The sequence below is a fragment of the Streptomyces sp. TLI_171 genome (genome assembly GCF_003610255.1).
Classification (GTDB): domain Bacteria; phylum Actinomycetota; class Actinomycetes; order Streptomycetales; family Streptomycetaceae; genus Kitasatospora.
Window position 1 is genome coordinate 2,175,355 of the sequence record NZ_RAPS01000001.1, and the last position, 23,017, is coordinate 2,198,371.

The 23,017-nt window shown below is 73.2% G+C and carries 23 protein-coding genes and 2 riboswitches; of the genes, 7 read left to right on the top strand and 16 right to left on the bottom strand.

Annotation, left to right across the window (positions count from 1 at the left end; all coding sequences use genetic code 11):
• The first annotated feature begins 4 nt into the window (after positions 1–4).
• The gene (locus BX266_RS09875; protein WP_259464631.1) at positions 5–622 is read left to right on the top strand and encodes a hypothetical protein; all 618 of its coding nucleotides are present in this window, start codon (positions 5–7) and stop codon (positions 620–622) included.
• 22 nt (positions 623–644) lie between these two features.
• Here BX266_RS09875 and BX266_RS09880 read toward each other — a convergent pair whose 3' ends face one another.
• From BX266_RS09880 to BX266_RS09900, 6 genes are all read right to left on the bottom strand, one after another.
• On the bottom strand, positions 645–1,403 hold the full coding sequence (locus BX266_RS09880) for an endonuclease/exonuclease/phosphatase family protein (RefSeq protein ID WP_099898532.1): 759 nt from the start codon (positions 1,401–1,403) through the stop codon (positions 645–647).
• Positions 1,404–1,481: 78 nt separating this feature from the next.
• Positions 1,482–2,423: an ROK family glucokinase gene (locus tag BX266_RS09885; protein WP_099898533.1), complete on the bottom strand. Its 942-nt coding sequence runs from the start codon at positions 2,421–2,423 to the stop codon at positions 1,482–1,484.
• Between the two features lie 196 nt (positions 2,424–2,619).
• Complete coding sequence (locus BX266_RS41155; protein ID WP_099898534.1) at positions 2,620–2,934, bottom strand: DUF5304 family protein; 315 nt, start codon at positions 2,932–2,934, stop codon at positions 2,620–2,622.
• A 22-nt stretch (positions 2,935–2,956) separates the two neighbouring features.
• Positions 2,957–3,316, bottom strand: coding sequence for a hypothetical protein (locus BX266_RS40815; RefSeq protein WP_310794775.1), 360 nt, complete (start codon positions 3,314–3,316; stop codon positions 2,957–2,959).
• On the bottom strand, positions 3,295–4,125 hold the full coding sequence (locus BX266_RS09895; RefSeq protein WP_310794776.1) for an ArsA-related P-loop ATPase: 831 nt from the start codon (positions 4,123–4,125) through the stop codon (positions 3,295–3,297). Before BX266_RS09895 ends, BX266_RS40815 begins: the two co-directional genes overlap by 22 nt.
• Positions 4,126–4,133: 8 nt before the next feature.
• Positions 4,134–4,568, bottom strand: a complete 435-nt coding sequence (locus tag BX266_RS09900; protein WP_099898536.1) for an SRPBCC family protein — start codon at positions 4,566–4,568, stop codon at positions 4,134–4,136.
• 248 nt (positions 4,569–4,816) lie between these two features.
• Between BX266_RS09900 and BX266_RS09905 the strand changes: the two genes are divergently transcribed.
• On the top strand, positions 4,817–6,613 hold the full coding sequence (locus tag BX266_RS09905) for a long-chain fatty acid--CoA ligase (protein ID WP_099898537.1): 1,797 nt from the start codon (positions 4,817–4,819) through the stop codon (positions 6,611–6,613).
• A gap of 51 nt (positions 6,614–6,664) precedes the next feature.
• On the opposite strand, the gene BX266_RS09910 is transcribed toward BX266_RS09905, so the two are convergent.
• Positions 6,665–7,825, bottom strand: a complete 1,161-nt coding sequence (locus BX266_RS09910; RefSeq protein ID WP_099898539.1) for a glycosyltransferase family 4 protein — start codon at positions 7,823–7,825, stop codon at positions 6,665–6,667.
• 208 nt (positions 7,826–8,033) lie between these two features.
• On the opposite strand from BX266_RS09910, the gene BX266_RS09915 reads away from it, so the two are divergent.
• Positions 8,034–9,392, top strand: a complete 1,359-nt coding sequence (locus BX266_RS09915; protein ID WP_099898541.1) for a glycosyltransferase 87 family protein — start codon at positions 8,034–8,036, stop codon at positions 9,390–9,392.
• Between the two features lie 80 nt (positions 9,393–9,472).
• A complete protein-coding gene (locus BX266_RS09920) occupies positions 9,473–10,375 on the top strand; it encodes a carbohydrate kinase family protein (RefSeq protein ID WP_099898542.1) in 903 nt (300 codons plus the stop codon).
• Here the strand turns inward: BX266_RS09920 and BX266_RS09925 are convergent.
• The 6 genes from BX266_RS09925 to BX266_RS09950 all read right to left on the bottom strand — a co-directional run bounded on the left by BX266_RS09925 (position 10,365) and on the right by BX266_RS09950 (position 17,520).
• Entirely contained in the window at positions 10,365–11,603 is a 1,239-nt protein-coding gene (locus BX266_RS09925) for a hypothetical protein (RefSeq protein ID WP_099898544.1), read from the bottom strand. The two genes, BX266_RS09920 and BX266_RS09925, sit on opposite strands and share 11 nt — an antisense overlap.
• A gap of 41 nt (positions 11,604–11,644) precedes the next feature.
• Positions 11,645–12,706: an NlpC/P60 family protein gene (locus BX266_RS09930; protein WP_099898545.1), complete on the bottom strand. Its 1,062-nt coding sequence runs from the start codon at positions 12,704–12,706 to the stop codon at positions 11,645–11,647.
• 136 nt (positions 12,707–12,842) lie between these two features.
• A complete protein-coding gene (locus BX266_RS09935) occupies positions 12,843–13,904 on the bottom strand; it encodes a C40 family peptidase (RefSeq protein ID WP_099898547.1) in 1,062 nt (353 codons plus the stop codon).
• Between the two features lie 10 nt (positions 13,905–13,914).
• Positions 13,915–14,067, bottom strand: a riboswitch (cyclic di-AMP (ydaO/yuaA leader).
• Between the two features lie 382 nt (positions 14,068–14,449).
• A complete protein-coding gene (locus BX266_RS09940; RefSeq protein WP_099898548.1) occupies positions 14,450–15,487 on the bottom strand; it encodes a C40 family peptidase in 1,038 nt (345 codons plus the stop codon).
• Between the two features lie 194 nt (positions 15,488–15,681).
• Complete coding sequence (locus tag BX266_RS09945) at positions 15,682–17,073, bottom strand: NYN domain-containing protein (RefSeq protein ID WP_099898550.1); 1,392 nt, start codon at positions 17,071–17,073, stop codon at positions 15,682–15,684.
• Positions 17,074–17,253: 180 nt separating this feature from the next.
• Complete coding sequence (locus BX266_RS09950) at positions 17,254–17,520, bottom strand: hypothetical protein (protein WP_099898551.1); 267 nt, start codon at positions 17,518–17,520, stop codon at positions 17,254–17,256.
• Between the two features lie 148 nt (positions 17,521–17,668).
• On the opposite strand from BX266_RS09950, the gene BX266_RS09955 reads away from it, so the two are divergent.
• Both BX266_RS09955 and BX266_RS09960 read left to right on the top strand, forming a co-directional pair.
• Positions 17,669–18,472 (top strand): rhomboid family intramembrane serine protease, encoded by an 804-nt coding sequence (locus BX266_RS09955; protein ID WP_099898553.1) that lies wholly within the window; start codon positions 17,669–17,671, stop codon positions 18,470–18,472.
• The gene (locus BX266_RS09960; protein WP_099898554.1) at positions 18,469–18,750 is read left to right on the top strand and encodes an Lrp/AsnC ligand binding domain-containing protein; all 282 of its coding nucleotides are present in this window, start codon (positions 18,469–18,471) and stop codon (positions 18,748–18,750) included. Before BX266_RS09955 ends, BX266_RS09960 begins: the two co-directional genes overlap by 4 nt.
• Before the next feature lie 7 nt (positions 18,751–18,757).
• Here the strand turns inward: BX266_RS09960 and BX266_RS09965 are convergent, their stop codons facing one another.
• From BX266_RS09965 to BX266_RS09975, 3 genes are all read right to left on the bottom strand, one after another.
• Positions 18,758–20,119, bottom strand: a complete 1,362-nt coding sequence (locus BX266_RS09965) for an aminotransferase class V-fold PLP-dependent enzyme (protein ID WP_099898556.1) — start codon at positions 20,117–20,119, stop codon at positions 18,758–18,760.
• A 49-nt stretch (positions 20,120–20,168) separates the two neighbouring features.
• A riboswitch (SAM riboswitch) is annotated at positions 20,169–20,286 on the bottom strand.
• 98 nt (positions 20,287–20,384) lie between these two features.
• The gene (gene trpD, locus BX266_RS09970) at positions 20,385–21,455 is read right to left on the bottom strand and encodes an anthranilate phosphoribosyltransferase (protein WP_099898558.1); all 1,071 of its coding nucleotides are present in this window, start codon (positions 21,453–21,455) and stop codon (positions 20,385–20,387) included.
• A gap of 134 nt (positions 21,456–21,589) precedes the next feature.
• Positions 21,590–22,015, bottom strand: a complete 426-nt coding sequence (locus BX266_RS09975) for a response regulator transcription factor (protein ID WP_099898560.1) — start codon at positions 22,013–22,015, stop codon at positions 21,590–21,592.
• A 305-nt stretch (positions 22,016–22,320) separates the two neighbouring features.
• Here BX266_RS09975 and BX266_RS09980 point away from each other — a divergent pair, with 305 nt between their 5' ends.
• A complete protein-coding gene (locus BX266_RS09980; RefSeq protein ID WP_030460978.1) occupies positions 22,321–22,941 on the top strand; it encodes a heme-copper oxidase subunit III in 621 nt (206 codons plus the stop codon).
• Positions 22,942–23,017 lie beyond the last annotated feature (76 nt).

The window sequence follows — 23,017 nt, forward strand, 5'->3', positions numbered from 1 at the left end:
GAATGTGAACGAGACCAGCAAGGCGAACGACGACGAGGACCTGCCCCGCGACGACGCGGCGGCCGCCGACTCCCCCGCCGAGGCCGCCGAGGCCGCGCCCGAGCCCGCCCCGCGCCGCCCCGCCGCGGCCAGCCAGGCCGAGCAGGACGCGATCTTCGCCGCGCTGGTCGCCCAGTTCGACGACCCGGTGGACCTCACCGACCCGGCCTGGCCCGAGGTCGAGAACCTCCGCGCCCAGAACGAACGCCCCGGCCGCCCCACCGCCCCCACCACCAACAACGGCGGCGCCACCGGCTTCGGCGAGTTCACCCCCCGCCCGGTCCCCCGTCCCGAGGACGGCCGCAACTACTCCCTCGCCGAGGACCCGGACGAGGGCCACTTCGTCCCGCCGGAGCCCCCGCCGCTGCCGGCCGCCGACACCACCGCCAAGTTCGCCTGGCTGGCCGTCCTGGGCGGCCCCGCCCTGCTGCTGTTCGACGCCGTGGTCTGGCGCGAGGTCTCCGGCTGGCCCGCCTGGGTCGGCTTCCTGGCCTTCCTCGGCGGCTTCGGCACCCTGGTCGCCCGGATGAAGGACCGCGACGAGGACGAGCCCGAGGACCCCAACGGCGGCGCGGTCGTCTGAACTCCCGCGCCGCCGTTCGCCGTTACGGGGCGGGAATGCGCAGCGCCGCCAGCACCGGCAGGTGGTCGGTGGCCGCCTGCAGGTCCGCCTCCGCCACCCCCGGCAGCGGGTACGGCACGCCGCAGCCCAGCACCTCGACGTCCGGCGTCGTGAACACCGCGTCGATCCGCTGGTACGGCTCCTTGGGCACCGAGGTGAACGTCCCGCCCCACGGCGCCTTCGCGTGCGCGTCGGTCAGTTCCGCCGCCAGTGAGCGCCAACCCGGGCCGTCCGGATGCTCGTTGAAATCACCCGCGATCACCCCCGGCTCCCCGGGCCGCAGTTGACGCCGCAACAGCTCGAACTGCCGCAGCCTCTCCTCGGGTTCGAGACTCAGGTGGCAGCTCGTCACCGAGAACGGCCGCGACCCGCCGATCCGCACCAGCGCACTCGCGAACCCCCGCGCGTGCAGCCCCCTGGTCTTCGGCAGCAGCACGTCCCGCAACTCCAGGACGTCCACCCGCAGCCGGCCCAGCAGCAGCGGCCCCGCCGCGACCCGGCCACCGCCCGCCAGGATCACCGTCCCGGTCTTGTGCGCCAGCCACGCCGCCGCCTTCTCGGACTTCCAGTACCGGGGCGACTCCTGCACGCACACCACGTCCGGATCGCACGCCCGGATCACCCGCGCCAGCGCGACCCGGTCGTCCCGCAACGACCGCACGTTGTAACTCAGCACCCGCACCCGCCGCGCCCCACCCGGCTCCACCCCGGAAGACGCCAACGCAACCTCAGTGTCCGTCACCTGACCGACAGTAACAGGCGGACGCGAGGACGCGCCGCGGTGGCGGAGCAACAATCAGGGGCGCGTGGGGGCAGTGCCTCAGGTGCGCGCGAGGTCCGCCGCACCGGCGATGCCCGCCGCGGAACCCATGGACGCCAGCACCACGTTGGCGCGGGGCCGGGCCGGGCCACCGGTGAGGTACTGCTGGAAGCTCGCGGCCACCGGGTCGAGCAGCAGGGCGCCGGAGTCGGAGACGCCGCCGCCGAGCACGAAGACGCCCGGGTCGAAGAGCGCGGCGAGGTCGGCCATGCCGCGGCCGAGCCAGTCGGCGAGTTCGGCGTAGCAGGAGAGCGCCAGCGGGTCGCCCTCCTCCGCGGCCTCGGTGATGTGGATGCCGCGGATGGTCTCGGCGACGCCGTCGTTGAGTTCGAGCATCCGCTTGCCGGCGATCGGGTCGGCGGCGGCGCGCTCACGGCCGTAGCGGCGCAGCGCCCGGCCGGAGCCGTACTGCTCCCAGCAGCCGTGGCCGCCGCAGCCGCACTCCAGGCCGTCGGGGACCATGTTGAGGTGGCCGATCTCGCCGGCCACGCCGAAGCGTCCGCGGTGCAGGCGGCCGTCGAGGACGATGCCGCCGCCGATGCCGGTGCCGACGGTGATCAGGACCATGTCCTCGTACTCGGCGGCGGCGCCGAAGCGGAACTCGGCCCAGGCGGCGCAGTTGGCGTCGTTCTCGACCACGGTCGGCAGACCGGTGAGCTCCTCGACGCGCTGCTTCAGGGGCTCGTTCTCCCAGGCGATGTTGGGCGCCATCAGAACGGTGGAGCGGTCCCGGTTGACGAAGCCCGGGGCGCCGACGCCGACGGCGGCGACGTCCGGATACTGCTCCTTCAACTCCCGTACGCCCTGCGCGATGGCGTCGACCGCCCACTGGGGGTCGGCCGGGGTGGGCACCCTGGTCTTGGCCAGAATCTCGCCGGACTCGTCGACGACGCCTGCTGCGATCTTGGTCCCGCCGACATCCACGCCGATGGTCAGAGCCATGTGTCCCTCAGCTATTCACTCGTTCCCGCTCAGCGGAACGGTACCCGCTGAGGGGTGCCCACGTATACAGTCCGGCGTACATTATTCGAAGGCATTCCCAGCCCCACTGGTCATGGTGCCTTCAGAAGTCATACCAACGGTACCGTTCGGTAATGGCTCGGAATCATAACGTGACGATGCCGATTCGCCGACTTAACTACTTGTCGGACGCCTCCTCCGGCCCGTCCAGGTCCACCCGCTCGGTCTCGGCGTGTTGGGGCGCCGACCAGCGACGTTCGTGCCCGACCACGGCGGCCCGGTAGGCGGCCAGCAGCTCTCCGCCGGCGGCGGCGAGATGTCCGTACACCTCGGGGTTGGACTCGCGCAGCCGGCCGCCGATCTCGACCGCCTTCACGCCCACCGCGGTGGCGAACTTCCGAACCTCGTCGACCAGCGGCGCGAAGTCGCCCGCCGCGTCCACCCGTTCGGCCCCGTCCGGCCGTTCGGCCCCGTCCGGCTGTTCCGTCGTCATGACTCGCTCCCGTCGATCGGTGTCAGTGGCCGCGCGGCCACAGCGCGGGGTCGGGTGTGAAGCGCACCGAGAGGGTTCCGTCGGCCAGGCCGGCCCCGCTGACGGTGCAACGGCGGAGCGCCGACGGGAGTGCCAGGATCCGCCGGCCGGTGCCGACGCCGAGCACCAACTCGTCTCCTCGGCGCAGCAGTTCGAGCTCGGTGCGGTCGGCGCCGGGCAGCGGGAGGTGCCAGAGCAGCAGGTTCTCCGCGGCCAGCCGGTCCTCGATCCACGGGTCGGCCGGGGCCGGCGGGCGGGGCGCGCCGTCGGCGTGCAGCCGCTCGGCCAGGGCCTCCAGGGTGGCCTCCCCCTGGCGCACCGTCAGCAGCGGGACATTGCCCAACTGCTCAGCGATCCCGGCGAGTTGCTCCTGCTGGCGGACGGCGAGCGCAGCCAGCCAGGGATCCGGCGAATCGGCCGCGGCGGCGGGCAGCGCGCCGTGCGCGACCACCGCGTCCAGCGGCAGGCCGTGCAGGGCGAGCCCGGCCCGGATCCGGGCCAGCACCCGGGGGCGGGGCGGGCGGCGTCCAGCACCAGGCGGACGGTGGTGCCGGGCGCGGTGATCGCGGCGGCGGCCTCGGCGAGCGCGGCGGAGGCGGCGGCCCGGGCCTCGAACAGCTTGTCGGTGGGCATCGGGACGCCGGCCAGGCCGGCCAGCAGCGGGCGCAGCGCGCGGGCGGCCTGGCGCTGCTCGGGCAGCAACCGGGCCAGGTAGCGCTCCAGTTGGGCCGGGAGGGCGAGGGTCGCGATCAGTTCGGCGGGCGGCGGGGCGGCGACCACCAGCACCTCGGCCTTGGCCCGGGGCAGCGCGCGCAGCAGGGCGAGGGCCCGGGTGCCGGGCAGCGGGGTGAGCTCCTCGGGGTCGAGCGGTTCGGCGCCGATCAGGTCGAGGGCGGGGGCGATCCGGTCGCGGCAGCCGTCCAGCGCGGCGCGGAACGCGGCCTGCTCGTCGATCCGGGCGGCCGCCAGGTGCGCCTCCAGCTCGACGGGTTCGGGGCCGAGCCGGACGCCGAGCAGCTCGTCGACGGCGCGGTGCGGGTCGTCGGCGGCCAGCAGCAGGGTGTCGCTGCCCTGCCGGGCGTGGTGCAGTGCGGTGGCGGCGGCGATCCTCGCGGACTCCGGGCCGCTGACCAGTACGGTGCGGGTGGCCACGGGCCCGATCAGCCCTCGACGCGCTTCTTCAGGCCCGCCAGCGCGCGGTCGATGATGACCTTCTCCGCCTTGCGCTTGATCATGCCGAGCATCGGGATCTTGACGTCCACGGCCAGCTGGTAGGTGACCTGGGTGCCGCCCGCGCCGGCGGGGGCCAGCGTGTAGGAGCCGTCCAGGGCGCGCAGCATCTGGCTCTTCACCAGCGTCCAGCTGACCTCGCGGTCGCCGTCCCAGGTGTAGGCGAGCACGTGCTCGTCGCGGATCGCGCCGGCGTCCAGCAGCAGCCGGACCTCGGCCGCGCGCCCGTCCGGGCCGCTGCCGAGCACCTCGATCTCCTTGACCTCGTCGGTCCAGGCCGGGTAGGCCGCGAAGTCGGCGATCACCGCCATGACCTCGGCCGGGGTGGCGTCGATGACAATGCTCGACCTGGTGTGCTCCGCCATTGCGGCCTCCGCGATCTCCCTGTGCTGCTGTGCGCCCAGCAGAGGCTATCGCGGGCGGGACCGCCCGCTTTCCGCGCGGGCACCTACCGGCGGGTCACCTGCGCGCTGTCGTAGGGTTCCACTCGGTCCATCCGCACTTCCGACCTGCGGTGTGACGATTGGAACAACGAGGCCGACCCCCCTGGTCGAATTCGCCTACCGAGCAGTAACGTCCAGTCGTCCCGCAGCGTCGCAGACGAGGAGCAGTCTTGCTCGAGGAGTTCAGCCTTCCGGCCCGCTACCAGGTACCGAGCGATGGCAACCTCGCCGACCTGGTCCACCAGAACGCGGAGCGGCACCCGGGCGTCGCTGTGCTCAGCCGCAAGGCGAACGGGCAGTGGCAGGACCTCACCGCCGCCCAGTTCCTCGCCGAGGTGCACGCCGTCGCCAAGGGCCTGGTCGCCACCGGCGTCGCGCCCGGCGACCGGGTCGCCGTGATGTCCCGCACCCGCTACGAGTGGACGCTGCTCGACTTCGCCATCTGGACCGCCGGCGCGATCACCGTCCCCGTCTACGAGACCTCCTCCGCCGAGCAGGTGCAGTGGATCCTCGGCGACTCCGGCGCGCTCGCCGTGGTCACCGAGACCGACCAGCACGCCGCCGTGGTCGCCGAGGTCCGGGACGCGCTCCCCGAGCTCAAGCACACCTGGCAGATCGAGCGCGACGGCGTCGCCACGCTCGCCCGGGCCGGCCAGGGCGTCGGCGACGACGTGATCGCCGAACGCCGCAGGCTCGCCGGACCCGACGAGATCGCCACCATCGTCTACACCTCCGGCACCACCGGCCGCCCCAAGGGCTGCCAGCTCACCCACGGCAACTTCCTCTCCGAGCTGGGCAACGTCACCGCCCGGATGCCCGAGCTGTTCCGCACCGGCGAGTCCTCCGTGCTGCTGTTCCTGCCGCTCGCCCACGTGCTCGGCCGGATCGCCGAGATCGCCGCCGCCGTCGCGCCGGTCAAGCTCGGCCACGTCTCCGACATCAAGAACGTCACCGAGGAACTCGGCTCCTTCCGACCGACCCTGATCCTCGGCGTCCCCAGAGTCTTCGAGAAGGTCTACAACACCGCCCGCGCCAAGGCCCAGGCCGACGGCAAGGGCAAGATCTTCGACCGCGCCGCCGACACCGCCATCGCCTACAGCCGCGCCCTCGACGCCGGGCGCCCCCCGCTCGGCCTGAAGATCCGTCACGCGGTCTTCGACCGGCTCGTCTACGGCAAGCTCCGCAACGCCCTCGGCGGGCGCTGCAAGGCCGCCATCTCCGGCGGCGCCCCGCTCGGCGAACGCCTCGGCCACTTCTACCGCGGCATCGGCTTCACCGTCCTGGAGGGCTACGGCCTCACCGAGTCCTGCGCCGCGACCGCCTTCAACCCCGACGACAAGCCCAAGATCGGCACCGTCGGCCAGCCGCTGCCCGGCTCCGCGATCCGCATCGCGGAGGACGGCGAGGTCCTGCTCAAGGGCCCGCAGATCTTCACCGGCTACTGGAACAACCCGGCCGCCACCGCCGACGCCCTGCGCGACGGCTGGTTCGCCACCGGTGACATCGGCACCCTCGACGACGAGGGCTACCTGACCATCACCGGCCGCAAGAAGGAGATCATCGTCACCGCCGGCGGCAAGAACGTCGCCCCCGCGGTGATCGAGGACCGGATCCGGGCCCACGCGCTCATCGGCGAGGTCATGGTGGTCGGCGACCGCAAGCCTTTCATCGCCTGCCTGGTCACCGTCGACGACGAGTTCTTCCCCCGCTGGAAGGCGCTCAACAACAAACCCGCCGACGCCACCCTCGAAGACCTCCGCGAGGACCCCGACCTGCTCGCCGCGATCCAGTCCGCCGTCGACGACGGCAACCAGGCCGTCTCGCACGCCGAGGCCGTCAAGAAGTTCCGCCTGCTCACCACCGCGTTCACCGAGTCCAGCGGCCACCTCACGCCGTCCCTCAAGCTCAAGCGCAACGTGGTCCTCAAGGACTTCGCCGCCGAGATCGAGGCCCTCTACACGCGCTGAGCGGACGGCACGGCCAGGGGCGCGCGCAACCGCCGCGCGCCCCTGCTCTGCTCATTCCGCCTGTTCCGCCTGCTCCGCCGCCAGGAGCCCGGTGAGGCGCTGCGCCAGCATGTCCCAGCGCCAGGCGTCGTGGACCCACCGGCGGCCCGTCTCGCCCATCCGGCGCCGCAGGTCCGGGTCGCCCAGCAGCCGGACCAGCCGCTCCGCGAGGAGCGTCTCGCCGTCGTGGCCGGGCACCACGTAGCCGGTCTCGCCCTCGCGGACGGCGTCCGGCGCGCCGCCGGAGTCCCCGGCGACCACGGGCAGCCCGGTCGCGGAGGCCTCCAGGTAGACGATGCCGAGACCTTCGACGTCCAGGCCGCCGCGCCGGGTGCGGCAGGGCATCGCGAAGACGTCGCCCGCCCCGTAGTGGGCCGGGAGTTCCGCCCACGGCACCGCGCCCGTGAACACCACGGACCGGCGTACCCCGATCGTGTCGACGAGCTTCTCCAGCTCGGCGCGGTAGGGGCCGCCGCCGACGATCAGCAGCACCGCGTCGGGCTGTGCGGCGAGCACCTGCGGGAGGGCCCGGATCAGGGTGTCCTGCCCCTTGCGCGGCACCAGTCGCGAGACGCAGACGACCACCGGCCGCGAGCTGAGCCCGAGCCGGGCCCGGACGGCGTCCCCGCCGGAGTCCGGCCGGAAGGTGGACTCGTCGACGCCGGGCGGCAGTTGGACCATCCGCGCGGCGGCGGCGGGGCCGACCGCCCGGGCGATCCGGGAGCGGGTGTACTCCCCCAGGTAGGTGAGCACGTCGGTGCCGGCCCCGATCCGCCGCAGCAGCTGCGCGGAGAGCGGCAGTTGGGCCCAGGCGGCCTCGTGCCCGTGGGTCATGCCGAGCAGCCGCTGCGCGCCGGCCCGGCGCAGCGCGGGGGCCATCAGGCCGAGCGGCGCGGCGGCACCGAACCAGACCGAGGTGCAGCCCTCCGCGCGGAGGATCTCGGCGGCGCGCCGGGTCACCCTGGGCGTCGGGACCATCATCCTCACCCGGTCGCGGATCACCGGGAACGGCTGTTCGGCGTCGAACTTCGCGACCTCGCTGCCGTCCCGCCAGGTGGAGGCGTACACCACGATCGAGCCGGCGGGCTGGCGGACGGCCATGTTGTGGACGAACGCCTGGATGCCGCCGGGCCTCGGCGGGAAGTCGTTGGTGACGATGAGGGTCTTGTGCATGCGGCTCGCTCGGTCGGGGGGTGCGCGGAGTACCCCTGAGTGGTCCGTACGATAGGTCACCGTGCCGGTTCGCCGGGAACCCGGCCGGGTCCCGCCGACCGCGGCCGTTCCGGACACGGTTCGGTGAAGGTGGGGCGGCCGTCGCAACCGTTCGGAGGCCTCGGCGGTCCTCTACTCAGGTGTGCACGCGACGACCCGAAGGAGCGTAGTGGAGTCAGCCCAGGCCCAACGGCCCGGCAGTACGGAGCCCCCGGCGCTGCCCGCCGCGCCCGCGCCGAGCCGCCGTCCGCTGTGGGCGCTGACGGCCGGCTGGGTGGTGTCGCGGACGCTGATCGTCCTGATGGTCGCCGGCGTGCTGAAGATCGCCAACACCGACGTGACGACGGACATCTCGGTGATCTACCACAGCTGGTACGAGGTGCTGCGCACCGGGACGTTCCCGCTGGACGACGTGACCTGGCAGTACCCGCCGGGTGCGGCGCTGGTGATCCTGGTGCCCGGACTGCTGCCCTGGTCGTACCTGGTGTCGTTCTTCGTGGTGTGCGGCGTGGTGGACGCGGCGGCGATGGCGCTGCTGATCCGGGCCGGCGTCCGGAAGGGCCGCAGCTACCTGGGCGGCTGGTACTGGGTGGTGGGCGTGCCGCTGCTCGGGCCGACGGTGTACTGCCGGTACGACATCATCGTGACGGCGCTGGCGATCGCGGGCCTGCTGGTGATGCTGCGCCGTCCGGCGATCGGCGGGGTGCTGCTGGGCTTGGGCGGCCTGCTGAAGGTGTGGCCGCTGCTGGCGCTGATCGGCACGCCGCGCGGCCGCCGGACCAGGCGGGCGTGGACCTCGGCGGCGGCGTTCGCGGCCTCGTTGGGGTTCCTGCTGACGGCGGGCATGAACGGGGCGTTCGAGTTCCTGAAGTTCCAGTCGGAGCGCGGGATCGAGATCGAGTCGGTGGGCGCGCTGCCGCTGCACTTCGCGAAGCTGGCGGGGTCGTGGAACGGCACCGTGACGATGAACTACGGCTCGGTGGAGTTCCTGGGCCCGTGGGTGCCGGTGATCTCCAAGGTGATGGTGGGCCTGTCGGTGGCCGGTTTCGGCTGGCTGCTGGTGTGGCGGCTGCGGGCGGGCCGCTGGTCCACGGCGACCACCTTCGACGCGGCGCTGTGCGCGCTGCTGATCTTCACCGCGACCAGCCGGGTGATCAGCCCGCAGTACATGATCTGGGTGGTCGGCCTGGCGGCGGTGTGCCTGACGGTGCGGGGCACCAGTCAGCGTCCGGTGGCGGTGCTGGTGCTGGTGACGGCGGTGCTGACCACGCTGGAGTTCCCGGTCATGTTCGGTGCGGTGAACCGCAGCGAGCTGGGCGGGGTGCTGGTGCTGACCGCCCGCAACCTGCTGCTGGTGGTGACCACGGTGCTGTCGGGCTACCGGCTGTGGCGCTCGACCCGCCGCCGGGAGTCGCTGACCACGGTGGTGCTGCCCGCCGACCAGCTCGCCCCGCAGTACCCGGTCCGGCCGGGCATCGCCTACGAGCAGGACCTGCTGGACGACCTCACCCCGGCCGACCGGGGCTGATCGGCGCACCTCCCGAGCCCCGTTTTGCAAGTTGCTGAAAACTCTTGCAGGGCGGGGCTCCGTGCTGCCACCATCGCCGAATGATCGACTACGACATCCTGATCGTCGGCGGCGTGGGCGTGGACACCATCGTGCGGGTGGACCGGCTGGAGGTCCCGACGGGCCGCGACTCGGTGGGCGTCCCCCCGGTGCTCGACTACCCGGCGCACACCGGCAACGGCGTCGCGCTGGCCTGCCACGCGCTCGGCCTGCGGACCAAGTTCGCGGACTTCCTGGGCCAGGACCCGCAGGGCGACCTGGTGCTGGCCGAGTACGCCCGGCGCGGCCTGGACTTCAGCCATCTGCCCGCCCCGGCCGGCACCCCGCGCAGCGTCAACCTGGTCGACGCCGAGGGCCTGCGGTTCTCCTTCTACGACGGCCGGCACCCGGCGGACGCCCGGCTGCCGCGCGAGTTCTGGCTGCCGCTGCTGGAGCGCTCCGCGCACGTCCACCTGTCGATCACCAACGTCAACCGGGACATGTACCCGGACATCGAGCGGCTGGGCCGCAGCAGCTCGACCGACCTGCACGCCTGGGACGGCGTCAACGAGCACCACCGGCACTACGCCCTCCGTTCGGACCTGGTGTTCCTCTCCGCGGCGGGCCTCGACAACCGCCCCGAGGCGGCCATGCGGGCCATCCTCGACCAGGGGCGGGCCGAGCTGGTGGTGGCCACCGCGGGCGCGCACGGCTCGTTCCTGCTGACCCGCGAGGACGCGGCGCCCCGGCACTTCCCGACCGTCGACCCGGGCGCGCCGATCGTGGACAGCAACGGCGCGGGCGACGCCTTCGTCTCGGGCTTCCTCAGCCGCCGGCTGGCGGGTCGCCCGGTGGAGGAGTGCATGCGGGCGGGCGCGGCGGCGGGGGCGTTCGCCTGCACCACGGCGGGCACCCACACCGCGTTCCTGGACGCGGCCGGCCTGGAGGCGGCGCTCAGCTCCTGAGCCGGGCCGCCTCGGCAACCCAGCTCTTGGTGAACTCGGCCACGCCGACGCCGAGTTGGGCCCGCATGGCGCGGTCCAGGCCGCCGCTGCCGAACTGCCCGACGGTGCGGTACAGCGCCACCAGCCGGTCCTGCCCGTAGCGGCGGGCGATCAGGTCGCAGGCCAGCCAGGCCTGTTCGTAGGCCTGCGCGATGCCGGCCGCGCCGGCCGTGAAGGCCGCGTCGGCGGGCAGGTCGACGGGCAGCCGCCCGGCCTGGACGTCCTTGGCGAGCTCGGGGGCGATCTGCCGGGCGGTGCGGCCGGTGCCCTGGTAGCCGGTGTAGTCGGCGACGCCCTCGGAGAGCCAGAGCGGGGTCCACGGTTTGGTGTCGGCCCTGGTGGCGACGTGGGTGGCCTCGTGGGTCACCACTACCCGGCGGCCGAGGTCGCTGAGCTGCCGGTAGGCGTCGGGGTTGACCACGATCCGGTCGGCGGGGGTGTGCACCGGGGCGCCGCCGACCGCCAGGGTGACCGCGGCTATGCCCTGGTAGGCGTCCGCGGGGACATCCATCCGGGTGGCGAACTGCTGCTCGGTGAGCGGGAGTTCGAGCAGCAGCCGGGCGGGCTTCCAGTCGCCCCAGACCGCCTCGACGACGGGCACGGCGCGGTCCGCGAGGTCGGCGAGCGCGGTCAGCTCGGACTCCTCGCCGAGGCCGAGCACCAGGCCGTGCCGGCCGTCGACGGCCCGGACGGTCCCGAGGTCCCAGGGAGCGGCGGCGCCGCTGGGGGTCTCCCGGGCCACCCGCCAGCCGTCCGGCTCGGCGGTCAGCAGCAGCTGCCGCTCCAGCAGCGCCGGGTAGTCGTCGACGCCCTCCAGCCGGTAGCCGAGCTCGGCGGCGACGGTGAGCTCACGGGCACCGGGCGCCGGTTCGGTGAACGAGGTCGGCTTCAGCGTGTACTCGGTGAAGCGCAGCCCGGCGGTGCGGGTGAGCAGGTCCCGGTCGGACTCCTCGGCGCCGTCCGCGGCGGACGCCGACAGTGCGGCGGCGTCCCGCCCGGCGATCGCCCGGGCGCGCGCGGCCAGCAGCCGGACGACGGTGTCCCGGACCCCGGTCGGCGCGTCCTGCGCGGGCGGGGCCGCGGCGGCGGGCCGGGCGGGCACGCTCCTGGGCAGCGAGAGCTGCGCCGCGCCGGCGGCGGCCAGCACCAGGGCGGCGCGCCGGGACAGCGGAGCACCGACCTGCGGCACCTTCGGCGGCAGGTCGGTGACCAGGGGTTCGTCGATCCGGCTCAGACCCGCACCACCGAGCTGACCGGCATCGCGCTGACGCTCTCGTAGCGGACCCGGGCGCCGGGGTAGGGGGCGTGCACGACGACGCCCCCGCCGGCGTACATGCCGACGTGGTGCATGTCCTTGTAGAAGATCACCAGGTCTCCGGGCCGGGCTTCGGCGAGGCTCACCCGCCGGCCGGCCGTGGCCTGTTCCTGCGAGGTCCGCGGCAGGGTCACTCCGGCCTGCCGCCACGACCAGTACATCAGACCCGAGCAGTCGAACGTGCGGGGGCCGGTCGAACCGTAGACGTACGGGGAGCCGATCTTGGAGATGGCGGCGGCCAGCGCGGCGGCCGCACGGTCGGAGGAGGGCGGCTGGTTGCCGAGGTCGAGCCGGTCGGTGCCCCGGGTGGCGCGCTGCTGGGCGTCCCGGGCGTCGTCGGCGGCCATCCGGGCGCGCTCGGCGGGGGCGAGGCCGTTCAGCAGCCGCTGGGCCCTGCCGAGCCGCTCGCGGACCTCGTCCTTGGCCGCGGCCAAGTGCTGGCGGACCTCCTCCAGCTCGGCGAGCTTGGCGGTGGCCTCCTGGCGGCGCTGGTCGAGCCGGCGCTGCCGGTCGGAGAGCTCGCGCAGGGCGTCGTTCTGCCGGGCCGTGGCCTGGTCGAGCGAACGGGCGCCGGCCAGGTACCCGGCGGGGTCGTTGTCGAGCATCAGCCGCACGGACGGGTCGAGGCCCTGGGCGCGGTACTGGGCGGCGGCGACCGCGGCCAGGTCGCCCCGCATCCGGTTGAGCTCGTCCTGCCCGGCGGCGACCTGGTTCTGCAGCGAGCCGGCCTCGCCCTGCAGGCGCTTCTGCTGCTCCTGCGCGGCGTTGTACTTCTCGGAGGCCTGTTCGGCCTCCTCGTAGAGCTGGTCGACCTGGGCCTTGACCTCGCCGCGGGTCGACGGGTCGGCCGGGGCGAGCGGCGCGGCGGCGGCCGCGCCCACGGTGAGGCCGAGCGCGCCGGTCGCGGCAGCGGTCAGCGCCAGGGCGCAGGCGAGGCGCTGGACGCCGGGCAGTGGGGGGCGACGGTGGACGGACACGCGGCAGAGGTTAGCGAGTCAGGTCGATCCAGTCCAAACCCTGACAGCTCCGAATATTTGACCGTGAATCGGACATCCGGACGAGCGCGGCCCGGCACCCCAGGCAGGGCGCCGGGCCGGGGCCTCGGACGGACCGTCAGATCCGGACGATCTTGTTGATCGGCATGGCCGTCGCCGACTCGTAGCGGACCTGCGCGCCGGTGTGCGGGGCGTGCACGATCTGTCCGTTGCCGACGTACATGCCCACGTGGTGCTGGTCGCCGTAGTAGATGATCAGGTCACCGGGCCGGGCGTTGGCGATGTTGGTGCCGACGCTGGTGCCGGCGCCCGCCTGGGCCTGCGAGGTGCGCGGGATGGACACGCCGGCCTGCGCGTAGGCCCACTGCATCAGCCCGGAGCAGTCGAAGGTGCTCGGGCCGGCCGCGCCGTACGAGTACCAGCTGCCCAGCTTGGACAGGGCCGCGCCGACCGCGTTGCCGGAGAAGCTGCTGGCCGCCGGGGCGTTCAGCTCGGGGCGCACGGTGTCGCGGGAGGCCCGCTCGGCCTGGGCCCGGGAGTCGGCGGCGGCCTTCGCCTCGGCGGCGGCCAGGTCGTCGCGCTCCTTCTGGGTCAGCGTGTTGAGCAGGTCGCGGGCCTGTGCCAGCTTCGCCTGGATGTCCTCCTTGTCGGCCTTCAGGGCCTTGGTGGTGGTGTCCAGTTCGGCGAGCTTGGTCTCGGCCTCCTTGCGCTGCCCGTCGAGCTTGGCCTGCTCGGCCTTGAAGGACTTGAGCAGGTCGGCCTGGGTGGAGGCGACGGCGTTGAGCGTTCCGGCCTGCCCGAGGAAGGCGTCGGGGCTGCTGGAGAGCATCAGCTGCACGGTCTGCGAGACGTTGCCGGTGCGGTACTGCTCGGCGGCGATGCCGGCCAGGCTCTGCTGGACGGTGGTGACCTGGTCCTGCTGCCGGGCCACCTGGTCCTGCAACTGCCCGACCTGCTTCTGCAGTTGCTGCTGCTTCTCGACCGCGGCGTTGTAGCTCTCGGTCTTCGTCTCGGCCTGCTCGTTGAGCTGGTCGACCTGCTGCTTGACCTGATCCTTGGTGGGCGTCGGGTCGGCGTGCGCCCCGCCCTGGGCGGAGAGCGCCACGGCGGTGGCGGCAGCGGCAGTGAGAATCGAGACCCGCGTACGGCTGGCGGGCTTGGGACGGCGATGGGACGCCACGAAGGCGGACTCCTTCTTCCTCACACCGCCTACCGGGTGAGCTGACGGGTTCGGGCCGGAAGAGATGCCCTACGGAGCCTCACCGGCCGCTGGCGCGGCCGACCTGGCACCGATTCACCCCGGGGGAACGTGGTTCCCCGGCTCCGTTCGGCAGCACCCCCGCAGGGGTATCCCGTCGGCAGACCCGGTGTTGACGGTCTGCCCGCTGCGTCACGGACTCGGCGGCGACCTCCGCCGCCGCCCCCCTTGGGCGATCGACTCTGCGGTGGTCGAGGCAAGACCCTAGTAACCGATCCGTGATCCGTTCAAATCCTTGTCAGAAAAAAATCTGATTCTGCATCACATTTGATTCGAATTATGACCGACCGTGACCGTACAGTTGCACGGAGCGTAATAATTCTCACGATACGGTCGGGAAATGCCACGCCCGGACGTGTCGCAGATCACAGGGAGATCTCGACCCGTCCGGGCGTGTCACGAGGCGTCAGTTGTGCCGCTCCGGAGCGGAATGTCCGGTTCTTCGAACCGTCAGGACCGCACGGACGTCAGACCCGGCGGATGGTGGAGATCGGCAGGGTGTCGACCTTCATCGTCTTCACCACGTCGCCGGTGCGCGGCGCGTGCAGCACCAGGCCGTTGCCGATGTACATTCCCACGTGGTGCCGGTCGCTGTAGTAGATGACCAGGTCACCGGGCTGGGCGTTGTGCCAGTCGGTGCCCACGTTGACGCCGTAGCTGCCCTGCGACTGCGAGGTGCGCGGCAGCGAGACGCCGGCCTTCGCGTACGCCCACACCATCAGGCCGGAACAGTCGAAGGTGCTCGGGCCGGTCGCGCCCCACACGTACGGGGAGCCCTGCTTGCTGAGCGCGGCGGCCACCGCGGTGGCCGCGTAGCCGCTGGCCGGGGGCAGCGTGGACGGGTCGACCCGGGAGGAGCTGCGCGAGGCGGCGCCGTCGGTGCCGCGCAGGATCGCGGCCCGGTCCGCGGCGGAGAGCTTGCTGAGCAGCTTCTGCGCTTCCTGCAGCTTGCTCTGCACGTCGTTCTTGGCGTCGTTGAGCGCCTGGGTCTGGCTGTCCAGCTCGTGCAGGACGGCCGCGGCCTCCTGCTTCTGCTGGTCCAGGCGGCGCTGCTGGTCCTTGAGCGACTTCAGCGTCTCGGCCTGGGTGCTGGCGGCCTGGTCGAAGGAGGCGGCCTGGGTCAGGTACTTGTCCGGGTCGGAGGAGAGCATCAGCTGCATCGACGGGTCGACGCCGCCCTGCCGGTACTGGTCGCCCGCGACCGCCGCCAGCCCGGAGGCCAGGTCGGTCAACTGCTCCTGGCTGCGCGCGACCTGGTCCTGCAGCTGCTCGGCCTGCTTGCGCAGCTGGTCGGCCCGCTCCTTGGCGCCGTTGTACTTCTCGGCGGCCTGCTCCTGCTCCTCCAGCAGCTTGTCGACCTGCGCCTTGACCTCGTCCTTGCTCGGCTGGGCGGGCGCGGCGTGCGCACTCACCTGGGCCGACAGGGCGACCGCGGTCGCGGCGGCAGCGGTGAGCACGGAGATCCGTGCGCGGCTCGGCTGCTTGGGACGGCGGTGGGAGGCCAAAGGGGTGCTCCTTCTTCCTGCTGGACTCACCCCAACGAGTGATGGTCCGGAATATAGGTTTGACGCCAGACCCTAGTGAAGTCCCCGCCTCCGCGTCCACTCCCGGGGGCTCCCGGACCCTTCTCCCCGCCCCCTTTCACGACACCGACACACTCCGGCCACCCGGCGTCGGGCTGACCGGCCGTCAGCCCAGCTCAGCTGCGCGCCAGCCGGTTCAGCAGCAGCACCGAGGCGACCGGGCGGGCGCCCGCCTTGCGCACCCCGTCCGCGACCTCCTTGTCGGTGGAGACCACCACCACCGGCCGGCCCTGCGGCTCGGCCCGGACCAGCCGGCGGATCAGCTCGTCCGCGGTCTCCCCGGTCCGGCTGAACCGCACCCGCACCCCGCGCGGCGGCGCCATGATCACCGGCACGTCCAGGTCCTGGCCGTCGAACACGCAGGTCACCTCGGCCTGGGTGCGCTGGGCCAGCATCGCCAGGCCGCCCAGCAGCCGCATCCGCTGCTGTTCCAGCGGCAGTTGGGGGTAGCCGGTCTTGGTCACGTTGTAGCCGTCCACCAGCAGGTGCACCTGCGGGATCGCCAGCAGCTGGTCCAGCAGCGCCGGATCGTCCTCGGCCAGGCCGCGCCGGGCCACGTCGTGCGGCGAGGCCGAGCCGGGCTCGACCGCCTCCACCAGGTCGGCCGGGCGCAGCGCGGTCACCGGCAGCGCCAGCTCCCGCTGCAGGCCCTGCGCGGACTGCAGGACGGAGTCCAGCAGCAGGCGCAGCCGCATGTCCTCGACGCTGCGGCCCTCCCGGGCGGTGCGCCGGCCGTTCTCCACCGCGGCCTCCAGCTCGGCGATCCGGTGCCGCAGCCGCCGGGCCTCGCTCTCGGCCGCGCTGCGCTCGGTCGCGGCGGCGGCCCGCGCGGCCTCCAACTCCCCGGCCAGCCGGCGGGTCTCGGCCTGCGCCCGGCGGGTGTCGGCCTCCAGCGAGCGGACCTTCTTGCGCAGCGACTCGGTCTCCTTGCGCACCCCGTCGGCCTCGGCCCGGTGCCGCTCCGACTCGGCGCGCGCGGCGGCCCGCACCTCCGCCAGCTCCTCCTGCAGCTTCTCGGCCTGCCGGACGGCCTCGGCGGCGGCGCCCTCGGCGTCCACCCGCTCGGCCTGCTCGCCCGCCTCCTCGACCAGCCGCGCCCAGCCGGACGGGCGCACCAGGTAGGCGGCCGCCGCGACGTCCATCGGATCGGCGGCGGCCGGCACGGCGCCCGCCTCCAGGGCGCGCACCAGGTCGGGCTGGCCGAGCCGCAGTCGTTCGGCTATCCGCACCCGGAACGCCGGGTCGGACTCCAGCGCGGCGGCCAGCGCGGTCGCCGCGTACTTGGCCCGCCGCGCCGGGGTGAACTTGGCGTACGGGCGCAGCGCGGCCGGCAGTTCGGCGGCCGGGATGCCGCCCAGCGCGTCGGAGGCGATGCCGACCACCCGGCGGCGCACCCCCTCGGGCAGGGTGCGGGCGGGCGTCTCGCCCCCGGTGTCTTCCGCGTTCGGAGTCTCCGGGGCGGGCGCGGTCCCGTCCGTGCCCGTGGGCGCGTTCGCTGCCTCCGCCACTGTCCTCGGCTCCGATCCTGGTCCGGGCGGGGCCCTCCCGGCGGGTGCCGGGCGGGGGTCGTCTCCGCCGCTGCTCTCGATTGTCCCGTCTACCGTGCCGCACCGACACCACCCCGCCGACGAGTCCGCCCCGCGCCCCCGGTCCGGGGCGGACGGGGGCGCGGGGCGGTGGGGTTCGGGTCAGCCCTGCTCGGCGCCGCCGTCCGCGGGGTCCTCGGCGCCCGGACGCGCCACCGACTCGACCTGGTCCACGGCGTTGCACCAGCGGCAGCGCACCGACTCGATGGTCTCGGCGAGCACCTGGGTCTCCTCCACCTTGGACTCGCCGGACAGGTCGAAGTGCAGGAAGTCGATCACCCGGGACGAACGGGTGACGTCGAAGCGGGTGAGGTTGCCGCACAGGGTGCAGCGCCAGCGGGTCTCGGCGGTCGGCGCGGCAATGGTCATCAGTGGTCCCTCTCGGCTGGTCCCGGTTCCGGGTCTCCAGCCTATTGCCTGGCGTGACACCGCCGGGTCACCGGTCCACAGCCCGGACGCTCACCCGCCCGGAGCAGCGCCCGGTGTCGCCGGCGCGCCCCCGAGGAATGCTGACTCAATGGTGCTCTCCGCCCCCGCCCGGGCCGGTTCGCCGGCGGCCGAGCGGGCCGCCCGCGCCCCGGTCGTCAGCTATCTCCTGATCGCGCTGTCCGCCCTGGTCCTGCTGGCCGGCCCGTCCGGCCTGAACCCGCTGTACGGCAGCGGCGACGCCCGGGTCTGCGCCGAGCAGCGCTACCAGCACCGCTGGGGCGCGGTGCCCGCGGAGTTGCTGAGCGGCCGCCCCCTGACGGCCGCTCAGCTGTCCTCGCTGCCCCCGGCGGCGCCCGGCTGCGTGCTGCCGCCCACCCCCGGCAAGGTCCCCGAGCTGTCGGTGCTGACCTCGCTGTTCGTCCACGCCGGCTGGCTGCACCTGGTCGGCAACCTGCTGTTCCTGTTCGTCTTCGGCCCGGCGGTGGAGGCCCGGCTGGGCCGGGTCCGCTTCCTGGTGGGCTACCTGGCGATCGGCTACCTGGCCACCTACGGCTACGCGGTCGCCGAGGCGCACACCGCCGACGGGACGCGCGCCCTGGTCGGCGCGTCCGGCGCGATCGCCGGGGTGCTGGGCGCCTACCTGCGGCTGTACCCGAAGGCCCGGGTGACCACGCTGGTGCCGGTGCTGCTGTTCCTGCCGCTGCGCTTCCCGGCCTGGCTGGTGCTCGGCCTGTGGTTCGCCCTGCAGTGGTGGTCCGTCAGTTCCGGCGGCACCGGGGTGGCGTACCTGGTGCACGTGATCGGCTTCGTGACCGGCTGGCTGTTCGCCTGGGCCGCCCGCCCGGCGGGCGATACCCTGGGCGGACCTTCTCGAACAGGAGTTGTCCAGTGATCACCGCGATCGTCCTCATCAACACCGACGTGAACCGGATTCCCGAGATCGCCGAGGCGATCGCCGCGATCGAGGGCGTCAGCGAGGTCTACTCCGTCACCGGAACCTACGACCTGGTCGCGATGGTCCGGGTGCGCAACCACGAGGACCTGGCCGAGGTGATCCCCGGCCGCCTCAACAAGGTTCCGGGCGTGTCCAACACCGAGACCCACATCGCCTTCCGCACCTACTCGCAGCACGACCTGGAAGCCGCGTTCGCGCTCGGCCTGGACGAGTAGTCCCGCCTCACCGCTGCCGGGTGTCGGCGACGCAGCGCCCGCCCTCGCTGCGGTAGCTCCACCGCGCACCGTCCGCGACCAGTTCCCGAACGGCCGTCAGGAACCGGTCCAGGTGCTCGACGGGGGTCCCGGCGCCGAAGCTGACCCGGATCGCGTTCAGGCTGCGCTCCCCCGGCAGCGAGGGCTCCGGCGCCCCGCACTCGCTGGGCGCCGCCTGCTCGCCGCCGAGCAGGGTGCGCACCAGCGGGTGGGCGCAGAACAGGCCGTCCCGGACGCCGATGCCGTACTCGGCGGACAGCGCCGCCGCGAAGTGCGAGCTGTTCCAGCCGCGCACCACGAACGACACCACGCCGACCCGGTCCGCGGCGTCGCCGAACAGGCTGAGCACCCGCACCTCGGGGATCTCGGCCAGACCCGCCGTCAGCTTCGCCACCAGCGCCCGCTCCCGGGCCTCCAGCTCGTCGAAGCCCGCCTCGGTCAGCGCCCGGCAGGCCGAGGCGACCGCGTAGGCCCCGATCACGTTCGGCGAACCCGCCTCGTGCCGGGCCGGGCCGGTCTGCCACTCCACTGCCACCGAGCCGTCCAGCTCGCGCGCCACCGTCCGGCTCGCCCCGCCGCCGGCCAGGTACGGCTCCGCCGCGTCCAGCCAGTCCGCGCGGCCCGCCAGCACCCCGGCGCCGAACGGCGCGTACAGCTTGTGCCCGGAGAACGCCACCCAGTCGACGTCCAGCTCCCGGACCGACACCCGGTGGTGCGGGGCCAGCTGGGCCGCGTCCAGCACCACCCGTGCGCCGTACCGGTGCGCGACCTCGGTGAGCTCACCGACCGGCCACAGCTCGCCGGTGACGTTCGACGCTCCGGTCACGCAGAACAGCTTCGGCCCCTGCGCCGCGCCCAGCAGCGCCTCCTCCAGCGCCGCCACCGCCTCGGCGTGCGAACGCGGCGCCCGCAGGTAACGCACCGTCAGGCCCTCGCGCCGCCACGGCAGCAGCGAGGCGTGGTGCTCGGTCTCGAACGCGAACACCTCGGTGCCCGCCGGGACCGCCCCCGCCAGCAGGTTCAGCGAGTCCGTGGTCGCCCGGGTGAACACCACCTGGTCCCCGTCCCGCAGGTCCAGGAACTCGGCGACGGTCCGCCGGCTCTGCTCGAACAGGTCGGTCGACAGTTGCGACAGGTACCCGGCCCCCCGGTGCACCGACCCGTAGTACGGCGCGTACGCCGCCACGTCGTCCCACACCCGCTGCAGCGCCGGAGCGCTCGCGGCGTAGTCCAGCGCCGCGTACCCGACCTTCTCGCCCGAGGCCAACGGCACCTCGACGTCCTGGCCCAGTACCGCCAGCGGCTCGCAGATCCCGGTGATCACAGACATGGGTGCACTCCTCCACAGGGTGAGGACCCCGGAGGTGCACAAAGCCCGAAGTCCGCGCTTGCCACGCGGACCGATCGCCGCGCAGCCCGGTCCTCACCCAGGGCACCCCGCCACGGACGGAGGGTTGCCGGACAGCAAGCTGGGGCTTGACGCTGCCACTCATGACCTGCGCAGAACCTTACACGAGCCCGGCCCCGTCTCAACCCCTGTCCACCTGCTGGACGGGCCCCCGTCTCCTGACGGGGGGTCAGCCTCCGCCGCCGGCCTACTGCGTGGCCTCCGCCCACCGCTTCAGCAGCGCCCCCGCCGCCCCGGAGTCGATCGCCGCGGCCGTCCGCACCATCGCCGCCGCGATCTGCTCGGTGAGCGGCGCGTCCGAGAGCTCCAGGGCGACCAGCGCCGCCGCGCCGTTCAGCTGCACCGCGTCCCGCACCGGTCCGCGCTCGCCGTTCAGGACCCGCCGCGCGACGCCCGCGTTGAACTCTGCGTCCGCCCCGCGCAGCGCCTCGATGCCGACCAGCTCGATGCCGACGTCCCGGGGGTCGAACTGGGTCTCCGTCACCTCGCCGCCGCGGATCACCCAGACCCGGGAGGTGGTGGTGACGGTCAGCTCGTCGAGCCCGTCGTCACCCCGGAACACCAGGCCCTTCGCACCCCGGCGGGCGAGCACGCCGGCGATCAGCCCGGCCAGCCGGGTGTCGAAGCAGCCGACCGCGTGGGAGGTGACCCGGGCGGGGTTGGTCAGCGGGCCGAGGATGTTGAAGACCGTCGGGACCGCCAACTCGGCGCGCGCCTGGGCGGTGTGCCGCATCGAGGGATGGAACCTGGCGGCGAAGCAGAAGGTCAGCCCGACCTCCTCGGCCACCTGCGCGACCCGGTCCGCGGACAGCTCCAGGTTGATCCCGAGCCGGCCGAGCACGTCCGAGGACCCGGACGCCGAGGAGGAGGCCCGGTTGCCGTGCTTGACCACCTTCGCCCCGGCGGCGGCGGCCACCACCGCCGACATGGTGGAGATGTTGACGGTCTTGGCGCGGTCGCCGCCGGTGCCGACGATGTCGACGGCCGGGCCGGGGATGTCGAGCGGCACCGCGTGCGCGTACATCGCCTCGACCAGGCCGGAGATCTCCTCGACGGTCTCGCCCTTGCCGCGCATCGCGATCAGGAAGCCGGCCACCTGCACGGGGCTGGCCTCGCCGCTCATGATGCGGTCCATCGCCCAGGCGGTGTCGGCCTGCGAGAGGTCCTCGCCGCGCAGCAGCGAACTCAGCAGGTCGGGCCAGGTGCGGACCACCTGCGCGGGGTCGCTACCGCCGTTCGCAGAGTGCACGTTCACCATGGCCGACTCCAGCTCTCTTCTCGTTCCAGAGGAATGGGAGTCAGCCTATCGAGCGAGCGGGGACGGCCGCCCCGGGTTGCCGCCCCCTTCTCTCCAGGTGAGACGCGGGGGTGAGACGCGGAGCCGGGGCCGCCTCAGCGCCCGGCGGGGGCCCGCCGGGCGAGCCGGGCCCGCAGCAGCGTGGTGGCGGCCTCGGCGAGCGCGACCGGGTCGACCGGGTGGGAGATGGCGGCGTCGGCCCGGCTCCAGGCGGCCAGCCAGGAGTCCTGCGGCCGGCCGATCAGCACCAGCACCGGCGGGCAGCCGTAGATCTCGTCCTTCAACTGCCGGGTCAGGCCGAGCCCGCCGGCCGGGACGGCCTCGCCGTCCAGGACGCACAGGTCGACGCCGCCCTTCTCCAGCGCGCGCAGGACCGCGGGGGCGGTGGCGCACTCCAGGTACTCGAGGGCGGGGACGTCCGCGGCGGGGCGCCTGCCGAGGGCGAGGGCGACCTGCTCACGGGTGTTGCGGTCGTCGCTGTAGACGAGAACGGTGAGCGTCTCGTCGGAATGCTGCGCCATGGCCCCTGCTTCCTGGTGCTCGTCCTCTTATATGCATGCCCACCCGGGGAGGCCCCGGCCGAACGGCCCAGTGTGACCCGGGCCACGTCCATGCACGGATGCTACTCCGGCACGGGCCTCCTGAAGAGCCCCCCACGCGATCTCGCTCAAGCCGCCGCGCCCTGAGCTCACCCGCCCGGCGCAGTCCGCTCACCCGGTCCGAACAACCGTCAGAAAACGGGCGGGCCGTGAGGCGGGCATACCTCACGCACCGGACACTCCGAGGGAGACCCCCCGGCGTGAAGACGGAATAAGGGACCGACATAATGTCCGTCGTGGCGACAGCAACAGCAACAGAAACCGGACACGCGCACGGAGCGGTCAACAGGCCGAACCTGGTCAGCGTCGGAACCATTGTCTGGCTGAGCTCGGAGCTGATGTTCTTCGCGGCCCTGTTCGCGATGTACTTCACCCTCCGCTCGGTCAAGGGCGCCGAGTTCTGGCACGAGAAGGCCCATGCCCTCAACGTGCCCTTCTCCTCGGTCAACACCACGATCCTGGTGCTCTCCTCGCTCACCTGCCAGCTCGGCGTGTTCGCCGCCGAGCGCGGTGACGTGAAGAAGCTGCGCTCGTGGTTCACGATCACCTTCGTGATGGGCGCCATCTTCATCGGCGGCCAGATCTTCGAGTACACCGAGCTGGTCAAGAAGGACGGCCTGTCGCTGTCCTCGGACCCGTACGGCACGGTGTTCTACCTGACCACCGGCTTCCACGGACTCCACGTGACGGGTGGTCTGATCGCCTTCCTGCTGGTCCTCGGGCGGACCTACGCGGCGCGGCGCTTCACCCACGAGCAGGCCACCGCGGCGATCGTGGTGTCGTACTACTGGCACTTCGTCGACGTTGTGTGGATCGGCCTGTTCGCGACCATCTACCTGATCAAGTAACAGCCGCCCCGCCCCTGACCCGGCGTCAGCTCGACGTCCGGAGGTCGGGGGCAGGCTGCTGCCGACCAGATCCTGA